The 12,342-nt window shown below is 73.9% G+C and carries 9 protein-coding genes and 1 riboswitch; of the genes, 8 read left to right on the top strand and 1 reads right to left on the bottom strand.

Annotated features, from left to right (window positions below):
- Positions 1–77: 77 nt before the first annotated feature.
- The 8 genes from MB828_RS44320 to cobI all read left to right on the top strand — a co-directional run bounded on the left by MB828_RS44320 (position 78) and on the right by cobI (position 11,552).
- Positions 78–305 (top strand): hypothetical protein, encoded by a 228-nt coding sequence (locus MB828_RS44320; RefSeq protein ID WP_046727949.1) that lies wholly within the window; start codon positions 78–80, stop codon positions 303–305.
- A gap of 158 nt (positions 306–463) precedes the next feature.
- A riboswitch (cobalamin riboswitch) is annotated at positions 464–603 on the top strand.
- Between the two features lie 101 nt (positions 604–704).
- Entirely contained in the window at positions 705–1,664 is a 960-nt protein-coding gene (locus MB828_RS44315; protein WP_301653106.1) for a cobalamin biosynthesis protein, read from the top strand.
- Positions 1,661–3,172, top strand: coding sequence for a cobyric acid synthase (locus MB828_RS44310; protein ID WP_301653105.1), 1,512 nt, complete (start codon positions 1,661–1,663; stop codon positions 3,170–3,172). Before MB828_RS44315 ends, MB828_RS44310 begins: the two co-directional genes overlap by 4 nt.
- Positions 3,169–6,831, top strand: a complete 3,663-nt coding sequence (cobN, locus tag MB828_RS44305) for a cobaltochelatase subunit CobN (RefSeq protein ID WP_301653104.1) — start codon at positions 3,169–3,171, stop codon at positions 6,829–6,831. Before MB828_RS44310 ends, cobN begins: the two co-directional genes overlap by 4 nt.
- On the top strand, positions 6,828–8,834 hold the full coding sequence (locus tag MB828_RS44300) for a putative cobaltochelatase (RefSeq protein ID WP_301653103.1): 2,007 nt from the start codon (positions 6,828–6,830) through the stop codon (positions 8,832–8,834). The genes cobN and MB828_RS44300 overlap by 4 nt, the downstream gene beginning before the upstream one ends.
- Positions 8,834–9,433, top strand: a complete 600-nt coding sequence (gene cobO, locus MB828_RS44295; protein WP_133026930.1) for a cob(I)yrinic acid a,c-diamide adenosyltransferase — start codon at positions 8,834–8,836, stop codon at positions 9,431–9,433. Before MB828_RS44300 ends, cobO begins: the two co-directional genes overlap by 1 nt.
- A complete protein-coding gene (locus MB828_RS44290; RefSeq protein ID WP_301653102.1) occupies positions 9,433–10,821 on the top strand; it encodes a cobyrinate a,c-diamide synthase in 1,389 nt (462 codons plus the stop codon). The genes cobO and MB828_RS44290 overlap by 1 nt, the downstream gene beginning before the upstream one ends.
- Entirely contained in the window at positions 10,806–11,552 is a 747-nt protein-coding gene (gene cobI / locus MB828_RS44285) for a precorrin-2 C(20)-methyltransferase (protein ID WP_301653101.1), read from the top strand. The genes MB828_RS44290 and cobI overlap by 16 nt, the downstream gene beginning before the upstream one ends.
- An 11-nt stretch (positions 11,553–11,563) precedes the next feature.
- Here the strand turns inward: cobI and MB828_RS44280 are convergent, their stop codons facing one another.
- The gene (locus MB828_RS44280) at positions 11,564–12,295 is read right to left on the bottom strand and encodes a ZIP family metal transporter (RefSeq protein ID WP_133026932.1); all 732 of its coding nucleotides are present in this window, start codon (positions 12,293–12,295) and stop codon (positions 11,564–11,566) included.
- Positions 12,296–12,342 lie beyond the last annotated feature (47 nt).

The following is a 12,342-nucleotide window of genomic DNA, read 5'->3' as shown; positions in this document are numbered from 1 at the left end:
CCCCGCCCCCGCCCCCGCCCCCGCCGCTCCCGCGACCGACCCGGCCGCCACCGTCTGACCCCGAGGAAGAACCCGACATGAACATCGACTGGGCAGCCATCGGCTCCGTCTTCGGCGTCAGCCTCGTGGCCACCGTGGGCCTGGTGACCCTCTTCACCCTCGGCATCAAGGGCCTCTCGGCCCGCGAACGCGCCACCGCACAAGGCAACTCCGCGGCCCTGGCCGTGACCGCCGCCTACCTCTCCTTCGCGGCCTGCGCGGCAGCCGTCGCCTACGGCATCCACCTGATCGTGGCGAAGGCCTGACCAGGACCGCACCGCTCAGCGCAACGGCCCGACCGGGCCGGAAGGCTCCGCTCCGACCCGTTCGGCGCGGAGCCTTCGGCATGCCCCAGAAGCCCCTCTGAACCATCGATGTGGGCCTTCCCACACACTCCCCTCGCAGGTCAACGGCAAGTTGACGGGTCTTCCGGGGGCGTGGTGGACTGCCGGAGCCATGTACGGCGGCAAGAGAGGAAGCCGGTGTGAATCCGGCGCGGTCCCGCCACTGTCACCGGGGTAGCGATCCCCGGGAGCCAGGAACTCTCACCGCCGGTCTCGTCGAACCAGGGCGTGGACACCCTGAGTGAGGACATATCGCCATGCGCGGCTGCCGACCGAGGTGCAGTGACCGGCCCGTGACCGACCCCGCGGCCGGCTGAGCCGATGGGTGCCGATCGCGTCTTCGCGTACGGCGCCGCCGCCGGCCTTCTCGGCGACCTGCTGCTCGGCGATCCGCGCCGGGGGCATCCGGTCGCCGTGTTCGGGCGGGCGGCCGGAGCCGTGGAGCGGGTGCTGTGGCGGGACCACCGCGGGTGGGGCGCCCTGCACACCGCCGTGTGCGCCGGTGGCGCCGTGACACTGGGCGCCGTCGCCCAGCGGGTCGTACGACCGTCCGCCGCCGCGTCCGTCGCGCTCACCGCGGCCGCCACCTGGGCCGTCGTCGGGGGCACTTCGCTCTCCCGGGAGGCCCGCGCCGTCGGGCGCGCCCTTCAGGCGGGTGACGTCGAGGCGGCCCGGACGCGGCTGCCGCATCTGTGCGGGCGGGACCCGCAGGCCCTGGACGCCGACGGGATCGCGCGCGCGGTCGTGGAGTCCGTCGCCGAGAACACCAGCGACGCGGTGGTCGGCGCGCTGGTGTGGGGGGCCGTGGCCGGGGTGCCGGGGCTGCTCGGGTTCCGGGCCGTCAACACCCTGGACGCCATGGTCGGGCACAGGTCGGCCCGGTATCGGCGGTACGGGTGGGCCTCGGCACGGCTGGACGACGTGGCGGGCTGGCCCGGGGCACGGCTCACCGCCGTACTGGCCGCCGTGGCCGGCGGTGACCCCGGGGGCGCGGTGCGGGCCTGGCGGGCCGACGCGGCGAAGCACCCCAGTCCCAACGCGGGGCCCGTGGAGGCGTCGTTCGCGGGGGCGTTGGGGGTGCGGCTCGGGGGGACGTTGTCGTACGGGGGGCGGGTCGAGCACCGGCCGGTGCTGAACGGGGAGGGGCGGACTGTGCAAGTCGGCGACATCGAACGGGCCGTCGGGCTGTCCCGGCGGGTCGGGTGGCTGGCGCTCGGGGCGAGCGTGACCGCGGCCCTGCTGCGCGGCCGGGTCGCGGGGCGCCCGGGGAGCGCGTCGTGAACGGCGGCGGGCTGCTGGTGGCCGGGACCACCTCCGACGCCGGGAAGAGTGTCGTCGCCGCCGGTGTCTGCCGGTGGCTGGTGCGGCAGGGGGTGAAGGTCGCGCCGTTCAAGGCGCAGAACATGTCCCTCAACTCCTTCGTCACCCGCGAGGGCGCCGAGATCGGGCGCGCGCAGGCCATGCAGGCGCAGGCCTGCCGGGTCGAGCCCACCGCGCTGATGAATCCCGTGCTGCTCAAGCCCGGTGGCGAGCAGAGCAGTCAGGTCGTGCTGCTCGGCAAGCCGGTCGGTGAGCTGAGCGCCCGCGGGTACCACGGCGGGCGGCAGCAGCGGCTGCTCGGAACCGTGCTCGACTGTCTGGCCGAGTTGCGGGGCACGTATGACGCGGTGATCTGTGAGGGGGCCGGCAGTCCGGCGGAGATCAACCTGCGCCGGACCGACATCGTGAACATGGGGATCGCGCGCAACGCGCGGCTCCCCGTGCTGGTCGTGGGCGACATCGACCGCGGGGGCGTCTTCGCGTCGTTCTTCGGGACCGTCGCGCTGCTCTCGCCGGAGGACCAGGCACTCGTCGCCGGGTTCCTGGTCAACAAGTTCCGGGGGGATGTGAGCCTGCTGGAGCCCGGCCTCGACATGCTGCACGGCCTCACCGGGCGGCGGACGTACGGCGTCCTCCCCTTCCGGCACGGCCTCGGCATCGACGAGGAGGACGGGCTCCGGGTCTCCCTGCGCGGGACGGTGCGGGAGTCCAGCACCGCGCCGCCCGTCGGCGAGGACGTGCTCCGGGTCGCCGTCTGCGCCATCCCCCTGATGTCCAACTTCACGGACGTGGACGCGCTGGCCGCCGAACCAGGGGTCGTGGTGCGGTTCGTGGACCGGCCGGAGGAGCTGGCCGACGCCGATCTCGTCGTGATCCCGGGGACGCGCGGGACGGTCCGGGCCCTGGAGTGGCTGCGGGAGCGCGGCCTCGCGGACGCGCTGCGGCGCAGGGCCGCCGAGCAGCGGCCGGTCCTCGGCATCTGCGGCGGCTTCCAGATCCTCGGCGAGCACATCGAGGACGACGTCGAGAGCCGGCGGGGGCGGGTCGAGGGTCTCGGGGTGCTTCCCCTAAGGGTGCGGTTCGCCCCCGAGAAGATCCTTACCCGGCCGGAGGGGACGGCACTCGGCGAGCGGGTCGAGGGGTACGAGATCCATCACGGGGTCGCCGAAGTGACCGGCGGAGAGGCCTTCCTGGACGGATGCCGGGTCGGGCAGACCTGGGGCACCCACTGGCACGGCTCCCTGGAGTCGGACGGTTTCCGCCGGGCCTTCCTGCGCGAGGTGGCGGCCGCCGCGGGACGCCGGTTTGTGCCGGCGCCCGACACCTCGTTCGCCGCGCTGCGCGAGGAGCAGCTCGACCGGCTCGGCGACCTGATCGAACAGCACGCGGACACGGACGCGCTCTGGCGGCTCATCGAGTCGGGCGCGCCGCAAGGACTGCCTTTCATTCCACCGGGAGCGCCCGCATGAGCACAGTGTTGTTGTTGTCGACCGCCGACACCGATCTGCTGGCGGCCCGGGCCGCCGGTGCCGGCTACCGGATCGGCAATCCGACGCGCGTCGACGTGACGGCGGAGCTGCCCGCGCTGATCGAGGGCGCGGACATCGCCGTCGTACGGCTGCTCGGCGGCAAGCGGGCCTGGGAGGACGGGCTCGCCGCGCTGAAAGCGGCCGGGATCCCGACCGTGCTCCTCGGCGGCGAGGCGGTGCCGGACGCCGAGTTGATGGCGGAGTCGTCGGTGCCGGCCGGGGTGGTGGCCGAGGCCCTGAGGTACCTGGTCGAGGGCGGGCCCGGCAACCTGCTGGAGCTGTCCCGGTTCCTGTCCGACACCGTGCTGCTGACCGGCGAGGGGTTCGAGGAGCCGCGGAAGATGCCGGAGTACGGCGTCCACGGCGAGCGTCCCGTGGTCGAGGGCCGGCCGACCGTCGGCGTGCTCTTCTACCGCGCCCATGAACTGAGCGGCAACACCGGCTTCGTGGACACCCTGTGCGACGCGATCGAGGCGCACGGCGCCAACGCCCTCCCCGTGTACTGCGGTTCGCTGCGCGGGGCGGACGCCGGGCTGTACCAGCTGCTGGGCCGGGCCGACGCGCTGGTGGCCACGGTCCTGGCCGCGGGCGGCACGCACGCCTCGCAGGCCTCGGCCGGCGGTGACGAGGAGGCCTGGGACGTCGGCGCGCTCGCCGATCTGGACGTGCCGGTGCTCCAGGGCCTCTGCCTCACCTCCTCGCGTGCCGCCTGGGACGAGTCGGACGCCGCGCTCTCCCCCATGGACGCGGCGATGCAGGTCGCCATCCCGGAGTTCGACGGCCGGCTGATCACGGTCCCGTTCTCCTTCAAGGAGCGGGTCGACGACGACGGAGCCGACGTCCCGGTGTACGTCGCCGACCCGGAGCGGGCCGGACGCGTCGCCGGGATCGCCGTACGGCACGCGGCGCTCAGGCACAAGCCGAACGCCGAGAAGAAGGTCGCGCTGGTCTTCACCGCGTACCCGACCAAGCACTCCCGGGTCGGCAACGCGGTCGGTCTGGACACCCCCGCTTCGGCGGTGCGGGTGCTGGACGCGCTCCGGGACGCCGGGTACGGCGTGACCGGACACCCCGCCGAGGGCGACGAGTTGATCCACCGGCTGATCGCGGCCGGCGGGCACGACGTGGAGTGGCTGACCGAGGAGCAGCTGGCCGCCGCACCCGCGCGGGTACCGCTCGCCGACTACCGGGCGTGGTTCGAGAAGCTCGACCCGGAGCTGCGGGACGCGATGACCGAGGCGTGGGGCGAGCCGCCGGGCAGCCTGTACGTCGACGGCGAGGACATCGTGCTGGCGTCGTTGCGGTTCGGGAACGTCGTGGTCATGATCCAGCCGCCGCGCGGCTTCGGGGAGAACCCGATCGCGATCTACCACGACCCGGACATGCCGCCGTCGCACCACTACATGGCGGCCTACCGGTGGCTGGAGAACAGTTTCGGCGCGGACGCGATCGTGCACATGGGCAAGCACGGCACGATGGAGTGGCTGCCCGGCAAGGGACTCGGGCTGAGCGCCGGCTGCGCCCCGGACGCGGTCCTCGGCGACCTGCCGCTGATCTACCCGTTCATCGTCAACGACCCCGGCGAGGGCACCCAGGCCAAGCGGCGCGGCCATGCCACCGTCGTCGACCACCTGGTGCCGCCGATGGCCCGTGCCGACACCTACGGAGACCTGGCCAAGCTGGAGCAGCTGCTCGACGAGTACGCGCTGGTCTCCGACCTGGACCCCGCCAAGGCGCCGGCCGTACGGGCGCAGATCTGGACGCTGGTCAAGGCCGCCGAGCTGCACCACGACCTGCATGTGGACGAGCAGCCGGAGGACGACGACTTCGACTCGTTCGTCATGCACATCGACGGCTATCTGTGCGAGATCAAGGACGTGCAGATCCGTGACGGGCTGCACATCCTGGGCGGCGGCCCGGTCGGTGAGCCGCGGGTGAACCTGGTGCTGGCCGTGCTGCGGGCCTCGCAGGTGTGGGGCGGGCAGGCGAACGCGCTGCCGGGCCTGCGGGCCGCCTTCGCCGCTCATTTCGGGCTGGTGGAGAAGGACCTGCTCGCGGAGCCGGGGGCGCCGGTGAAGGTGCCGGTGGAGCTGACGGACCTGGTCGAGGGCCCCGCCCGGACGGCCGCCGACGCCGTCGACCTGCTGGAGCAGCTGTGCCGCCGGGTCGCGGAGGGCATGGAGCAGCGGGGCTGGGCGACGGCCGAGAGCCGTCCGCTCGTACGGGAGGTCCTCGGCACCGAACTGCCCGACGCCGTCGCGGTGCTGGAGTTCGCGTGCGACGAGGTCGTGCCGAGGCTGGCGCGGACGACGGACGAGATCGGGCACATCCTGCGCGCCCTGGACGGCGGTTACGTCCCGGCGGGCCCGTCCGGCTCCCCCACCCGCGGCCTGGTCAACGTGCTGCCGACCGGCCGGAACTTCTACTCGGTCGACCCCAAGGCCATTCCGTCCCGGCTGAGTTGGGAGGTCGGCCAGTCGCTGGCGGACTCGCTCGTGCAGCGGTACCTCCAGGACACCGGCGCGTACCCGAGGTCCGTCGGTCTGACGGTGTGGGGCACGTCCGCGATGCGTACCCAGGGCGACGACATCGCGGAGATCCTGGCGCTGCTGGGCTGCCGTCCGGTGTGGGACGAGGCGTCGCGGCGGGTGACCGGCTTCGAGGTGGTCCCGCTCGCCGAGCTGGGCCGGCCGCGCATCGACGTCACGGTCCGCATCTCGGGCTTCTTCCGGGACGCGTTCCCGCACGTGGTCGGGCTGATCGACGACGCGGTGCGGGCGGTGGCCGAACTGGACGAGCCCGCCGAGTCCAACTACGTGAAGGCGCACGCCGACGAGGACACCGCGGAGCACGGTGACCGGCGGCGCGCGACCGCCCGGGTCTTCGGCTCCAAGCCGGGCGCGTACGGCGCCGGTCTGCTGCCGCTGATCGACGCCCGCAACTGGCGTTCCGACGCGGACCTCGCCGAGGTGTACGCGGTCTGGGGCGGCTACGCCTACGGCCGCGGGCTCGACGGCCGGGCGGCGCGCGGGGACATGGAGACCGCGTTCAAGCGGATCGCCGTCGCCGCGAAGAACGTCGACACCCGCGAGCACGACCTGGTGGACGCCGACGACTACTTCCAGTACCACGGCGGCATGGTCGCGATGGTCCGCCATCTGACCGGGGCCAACCCCGAGGCGTACGTGGGTGATTCGGCCACCCCGGACCAGGTGCGGACCCGGACGCTGGGCGAGGAGACGCACCGGGTCTTCCGGGCGCGGGTGGTCAACCCCCGCTGGATGGCGGCCATGCGCCGGCACGGCTACAAGGGTGCCTTCGAGATGGCGGCGACCGTCGACTACCTCTTCGGGTACGACGCCACCGCGGGCGTGGTCGACGACTGGATGTACGAGAAGCTCAGCGCCGAGTACGTCTTCGACGCGGAGAACCGGGACTTCATGAAGAAGTCCAACCCGTGGGCGTTGCGCGGCATCACCGAACGGCTCCTGGAGGCCGCCGACCGGGGTCTGTGGGCCGAGCCGGACGCGGAGACCCTGGAGCGGCTGCGCGCCACCTATCTGGAGCTGGAAGGCGACTTGGAGGGCGACGAGAAGTGAGTACCCCGTTCCCGTTCACGGCCGTCGTCGGCCAGGACGACCTGCGCCTCGCGCTGCTGCTGAACGCCGTCTCCCCGGCGGTCGGCGGGGTGCTGGTGCGCGGTGAGAAGGGCACCGCCAAGTCGACGGCGGTGCGTGCCCTGTCGGCGCTGCTGCCGGCTGTGGACGTGGTCGCCGGCTGCCGTTTCTCCTGTGATCCGGCCGCGCCCGACCCGGCCTGCCCGGACGGCCCGCACAACCCGCCCGGGGCCTTCGAGTCCCGTCCGGCGCGCATGGTCGAGTTGCCGGTGGGTGCCTCCGAGGACCGGCTGGTGGGCGCGCTGGACATCGAGCGGGCGCTCGCCGAGGGCGTGAAGGCCTTCGAGCCGGGTCTGCTGGCCGACGCGCACCGCGGGATCCTCTACGTCGACGAGGTCAACCTCCTCCACGACCACCTGGTCGACCTGCTGCTGGACGCGGCGGCGATGGGCGCGTCGTACGTGGAGCGCGAGGGTGTCTCGGTGCGGCACGCGGCCAGGTTCCTGCTCGTCGGCACCATGAACCCCGAGGAGGGCGAGCTGCGGCCGCAGTTGCTCGACCGGTTCGGTCTGACGGTGGAGGTGGCCGCCTCGCGCGAGCCCGACCAGCGGGTGGAGGTCGTACGGCGGCGGCTCGCCTACGACGACGACCCGGCCGGTTTCACGGCGCGTTGGGCCGACGAGGAGGCGGCGGTGCGGCAACAGATCGTGGCGGCCCGGGAGTTGCTGCCGTCGGTGCGGCTGGGCGACGGGGCGCTGCGGCAGATAGCGGCGACCTGCGCGGCCTTCGAGGTGGACGGGATGCGCGCCGACATCGTGATGGCGCGGACCGCCACCGCGCTCGCCGCGTGGGCCGGACGGACCGTCGTGCTGGCCGAGGACGTCCGGCAGGCGGCGCTGCTCGCGCTGCCGCACCGCAGGCGCCGCAACCCCTTCGACGCGCCGGGCCTCGACGAGGACCGGCTGGACCAGACGCTGGAGGAGTTCTCCGGGGACGACGAGAGCGACGACGAGAGCGACGACGACCCGGACCCGGACGGTCCCGGTGGCGGTGGCGGCGGTCCGGCGCCCGAGGACGGCGGTTCCCAGGGCGGCGACGGCGGTGCGCGGCCCGAGGCGGCCGAGGACGGCGAGCCGCAGGCCGCCGGCGCGGGCGAGCAGTCCCCCGTACGGGCCGCCGAGCCCTTCCGCACCAAGGTGCTGAGCGTGCCCGGGATCGGCGAGGGGGCTGCCGGGCGGCGGTCCCGGGCGCGGACCGAGCACGGGCGGACCACGGGTGCGCGCCGGCCGCGGGGTGCCCTGACCAAGCTGCACCTGGCGGCGACCGTGCAGGCCGCCGCTCCGCACCAGCGGGCCCGCGGCCGGTCCGGTCCGGGGCTCGTGATCCGGCGGGACGACCTGCGGCAGGCGGCCCGGGAGGGCCGCGAGGGCAACCTCGTGCTGTTCGTGGTCGACGCGTCCGGGTCGATGGCGGCCCGGCAGCGGATGAGTGCCGTGAAGGGGGCCGTGCTGTCGCTGCTCCTCGACGCCTACCAGCGGCGGGACAAGGTGGGGCTGGTGACGTTCCGCGGCTCGTCGGCCGACGTGGCGCTGCCGCCGACCTCGTCGGTGGACGCGGCGGCGGCCCGGCTGGAGTCGCTGCCGACGGGCGGGCGTACCCCGCTCGCGGCCGGGCTGCTCAAGGCGCACGACGTGCTGCGGGTGGAGCGGTTGCGGGACCCGGCGCGGCGGGCGCTGGTGGTCGTGGTGACGGACGGGCGGGCCACCGGCGGTCCGGAGCCGGTGGCGCTCGCCGGGCGGGCGGCCCGGCTGTTCGCGGCCGAGGGGGTCGCCTCGGTGGTCGTGGACTGCGAGTCGGGGCAGGTGCGGCTGGGGCTCGCCGGGCAGCTCGCCGGTGAGCTGGGCGGTACCGCGGTGACGCTGGACGAGTTGCGGGCGGACTCGATCGCCGGACTGGTGAAGGACGTACAGAGGAGGGCCGCGTAATGCCGCAGGGACAGCCGAGCGTCGTACCGGACGACGGCCTGACGACCCGTCAGCGCCGGAACCGGCCGCTGGTCGTGGTGCACACGGGCGTCGGCAAGGGCAAGTCCACGGCCGCGTTCGGGCTCGCGCTGCGGGCCTGGAACCAGGGGTGGCCCATCGGGGTGTTCCAGTTCGTCAAGTCGGCGAAGTGGAAGGTCGGCGAGGAGAACGCGCTGCGGGTGCTGGGTGCCTCCGGCGAGGGCGGGACCGTCGACTGGCACAAGATGGGCGAGGGGTGGTCCTGGGTCCAGCGCGACGCGCAGATGGACAACGAGGAGAAGGCCCGGGAGGGCTGGGAGCAGGTCAAGCGGGACCTGGCGGCCGAGACGTACCGGCTGTACGTGCTGGACGAGTTCGCGTACCCGATGCACTGGGGGTGGGTGGACACCGACGAGGTGGTCGAGGTGCTGCGGAACCGGCCCGGGACCCAGCATGTCGTGATCACCGGGCGGAACGCGCCGGAGAAGCTGGTCGGCTTCGCCGATCTCGTCACCGACATGTCCAAGGTCAAGCACCCGATGGACGCGGGGCAGAAGGGGCAGAGGGGCATCGAGTGGTGATGTCCTCGTCCGTGCCCCGGCTGGTCGTCGCCGCGCCTTCTTCGGGCAGCGGCAAGACCACCGTGGCCACGGGGCTGATGGCCGCGTTCGCTGGGCGGGGGCTCGCCGTGTCCCCGCACAAGGTCGGACCGGACTACATCGACCCCGGGTACCACGCGCTCGCGACCGGGCGGGCGGGGCGGAACCTCGACGCGTACCTGTGCGGTCCCGAGCTGGTCGGCCCGCTGTTCGCGCACGGTGCGCGCGGCTGTGACCTGGCCGTGGTCGAGGGTGTGATGGGGCTGTTCGACGGGGCCGCGGGGGAAGGGGAGCTGGCGTCCACGGCGCAGGTGGCGAAGCTGCTGCGGGCGCCGGTGGTGCTGGTCGTGGACGCGTCCTCGCAGTCCCGGTCGGTGGCGGCGCTGGTGCACGGGTTCGCGTCGTGGGATCCGGAGGTGCGGGTCGGGGGCGTGATCCTGAACAAGGTGGCGTCCGACCGGCACGAGGCGCTGCTGCGGGAGGCGCTGGAGGCTGCCGGGGTGCCGGTGTTCGGGGTCCTGCGGCGGACGGACCGGGTGGAGACGCCGTCGAGGCATCTGGGGCTGGTGCCGGTCGCCGAGCGGCGGGGGGACGCCGTCGAGGCGGTCGCGGCGATGGCCGCGCAGGTCGCCGACGGCTGTGACCTGGGGGCGCTGATGGAGCTGGCACGGGGCGCGGGAGCGCTGCCGGACGCGCCCTGGGACCCGGCCGGGGCACTGGCTTCCGCGCCCCCGCCGGCGCGAACGCCGGACGGCCCGGAAGAGGCCGGGGTGCGGGTCGCCGTCGCCGGTGGGGCCGCGTTCACCTTCTCCTATGCCGAGCACACCGAGCTGCTCGCCGCCGCCGGGGCGGAGGTCGTGGTCTTCGATCCCCTGCGGGAGGAGCGGCTGCCGGAGGGGACACGGGGGCTGGTGATCGGTGGGGGGTTTCCCGAGGTGTACGCCGCCGAGCTGTCCGCCAACGAGGCGCTGCGGAAGTCCGTCGCCGCCCTCGCGGAGCGCGGTGCTCCCGTCGCCGCCGAGTGTGCCGGGCTGCTCTATCTCTGCCGTGAGCTCGACGGGCTGCCGATGTGCGGGGTGCTGGACGCGGGCGCGCGGATGTCGGAGCGGCTGACTCTCGGCTATCGGGACGCGGTCGCCGTCGGGGACAGTGTGCTGGCCGTCGCCGGTACCCGCATGCGCGGGCACGAGTTCCACCGGACCGTGGTCGAGCCGGGGGCCGGTGCGGCGCCCGCCTGGGGCGTGCGGACGCCCCGGCCGCGTGTCGAGGGTTTTGTACAGCAGGGCGTGCACGCGAGTTATCTGCACACGCACTGGGCGGCCGAGCCCGGTGTGGCCCGAAGGTTCGTGGAGAGGTGCCGGACGTCATGAGCAGCAGCAGGTTGACCGGTGTCGGGGTGGGGCCCGGCGACCCCGAGCTGGTGACCGTGAAGGGCGTCAACGCCCTGCGCGCCGCCGATGTGGTGGTGGTGCCGGTCATGGACAGCGGGGAGCGCGGGCGCGCGGAGGCGACCGTGCTGCACTACGTCGGCCCGGAGAAGGTCGTACGGGTCGTGTTCGCGCTGAACGAGCGCAGTGACCGGGGGCGGCGGGAGGCCGCCTGGGACGCGGCGGGTGCGAAGGTGGCCGAGCTGCTGCGCACGCACGGGTCGGTCGCGTTCGCCACCATCGGCGACCCGAATGTCTATTCGACGTTCACGTATCTCGCGCAGACCATCGCCGGGCTGGTGCCCGGTGTCGTCGTGGAGACCGTGCCCGGGATCACCGCCATGCAGGATCTCGCCGCCCGGTCCGGTGCCGTGCTCACCGAGGGCACCGAGCCGCTGACGCTCGTGCCGGTGACGGCGGGCACCGAGGTGCTGAAGGACGCGCTGAGCGGGCCGGGGACGGTGGTGGCGTACAAGTTCGGGCGGCAGGCCGGTGAGGTGGTGGAGGCGCTGCGGGAGACCGGGCGGGTCGAGGACGCGGTGTGGGGGTCGGCGCTGGGCCTGGACGAGGAGTCCATCCGGCCGGCCGCCGAGCTCGACGGCTCGCCGCTGCCGTACCTCTCCACGCTCATCGCGCCGCCGCGCCGGGACGCCGGCAGAGGCGGGAAGCTGTGAGCACCGGGGCGTCAGCCGGAGATGCCCACCACCAGCCAGATGAAGGCGGCGCCCGCCACCGTGCACAGCAGCGTCGAGCGTGCCGGGTGCTCGTGGTGGGCCTCGGGCAGGATCTCGGCGGCGGCCAGATAGAGCAGGACGCCGCCGAAGAGGCCGAGATAGCCGCCGAGCACGGTCTCGGGGACGGTGACGAAGACCGTGGACACGGCACCCAGGACGGGTGCGCAGGCGTCCGCGATCAGCATGCCTATCGCCCGGCGGCGCGCGTTGCCGTAGAGGCTCGTGATGGTGAACGTGTTGAAGCCGTCGGCGAAGTCGTGCGCGATCACCGCCAGCGCCACCGCCGCGCCCATGCCGCCGCCCACCTGGAAGGCCGCGCCGATCGCCACGCCGTCCATCGCGCTGTGGCCGACCATCGCGCCGGCCGCCGTGAGGCCCACCTCGGGCGCCCGGTGGTGGTCGTGCTCGTCGCCGCCGTGGGCGGCCTGGCGGGCGGCGAGCGTGCGTTCCACCAGATGGGCCAGCAGGAAACCGGCCACGAACAGGAGCAGCGCGGCCGGTACGCCGAAGACGTCACGGCCGGCCGCGCGCAGCGCCTCCGGCAGCAGGTCGAGGCCGACCACCCCGAGCATCAGACCGCCGGCCAGGCCCAGGACCAGGTGACGACGGTCGGTCACGCGCTGTGCCGTCCAGCCGCCGGCCAGCGTCATCAGGAACGCGCCGAGCGCGACGAAGACCGCCATGTGCCCTTGCTATCCGATCAACCGGCCCCAGCGCACATCCAGCAGCA

Source organism: Streptomyces arenae (assembly GCF_022343545.1).
Classification (GTDB): domain Bacteria; phylum Actinomycetota; class Actinomycetes; order Streptomycetales; family Streptomycetaceae; genus Streptomyces; species Streptomyces humi.
Note: the sequence above shows the minus strand (reverse complement) of the source record. Positions and strands in the feature narration are given on the sequence as shown.

Bases quoted from the DNA above. Each gene is read 5' to 3' on its own strand.
- MB828_RS44320 (WP_046727949.1), top strand. From the start codon at position 78: ATGAACATCGACTGGGCAGCCATCGGCTCCGTCTTCGGCGTCAGCCTC.
- MB828_RS44315 (WP_301653106.1), top strand. From the start codon at position 705: ATGGGTGCCGATCGCGTCTTCGCGTACGGCGCCGCCGCCGGCCTTCTC.
- cobN (WP_301653104.1), top strand. From the start codon at position 3,169: ATGAGCACAGTGTTGTTGTTGTCGACCGCCGACACCGATCTGCTGGCG.
- cobO (WP_133026930.1), top strand. From the start codon at position 8,834: ATGCCGCAGGGACAGCCGAGCGTCGTACCGGACGACGGCCTGACGACC.
- MB828_RS44290 (WP_301653102.1), top strand. From the start codon at position 9,433: ATGTCCTCGTCCGTGCCCCGGCTGGTCGTCGCCGCGCCTTCTTCGGGC.
- MB828_RS44280 (WP_133026932.1), bottom strand. From the start codon at position 12,295: ATGGCGGTCTTCGTCGCGCTCGGCGCGTTCCTGATGACGCTGGCCGGC.